The following is a 773-nucleotide window of genomic DNA, read 5'->3' on the forward strand; positions in this document are numbered from 1 at the left end:
GCTCCTTCGCTGGGGAGCAGCCGCCCCGCCGGACACGCACCGGCGGGGCTTTTCATGCGCTGTTGCAACCCCTTGACACAGCCCCGGCGGCGTGCCATTCTGGAGTCATGCCCAAGGACGCCGGATCAGCCGAGTCTTCCGCCACTTCTACCCTCACGGAAGGCGGGCCTCAGCTCGAAAACGAGCAGGGGGTCAACGGTGCGTTTGAGCGCGTGTTCGGCGGGGATGGCGACACGCCTACCCCCGCGCGACGCAACGCCGAGGATCACGACGAACCCGAATCGACCGCTTCTCTGGAGCGGGCCGGCGAGGACGACGTGGACCCGTCGCTGCGTGACCGCGAGCCAGCGCAGGACCGTGAGGATGAAGCCGGAGGCGAGGAAACCGGCGAGGCGACCGAGGGTGCCAGCGGACGCGGCAAGCCGGGCGAGGATGGCGGTGAGCCTACCCTCGACCCCGTGTTGCGGCACGCGGCGAAGCGTGCAGGCTGGAAGGACGACGAAATCGACGAACTCGTGGCCGCAAAGCCCGAGGTCGCCGAGCGTACCTTCGAGCGGCTGCACAGCTCGTACTCCGACCTGTCCGCCCGGTATGCGCAGTTCGGCCAGCAGGCCGGTGCGCAGCCGCCGAACGGGCAGGACGCCCCGCAGAATCAACCTCCCGGCGGTCGGGAGCAGCGGGGGCCTCAGCATCGCCAGCAGCGACAGCAGCCGACCGAGGACGATCCGGTTCATAGCATCTTCGGCGATCAGGCCAAGTCCCTCTCCGACAAG

At 69.0% G+C, this 773-nt stretch carries 1 protein-coding gene; it reads left to right on the forward strand.

Going from position 1 to position 773, the window contains the following annotated elements; translation table 11 throughout:
- Window positions 1–107 precede the first annotated feature (107 nt).
- On the forward strand, window positions 108–773 hold a 666-nt coding region (locus tag R0J92_RS21510), incomplete at its 3' end, for a hypothetical protein (protein WP_411053130.1).

The sequence above is a fragment of the Tritonibacter sp. SIMBA_163 genome, assembly GCF_046535935.1.
Taxonomy (GTDB): Bacteria; Pseudomonadota; Alphaproteobacteria; order Rhodobacterales; family Rhodobacteraceae; genus Epibacterium; species Epibacterium scottomollicae.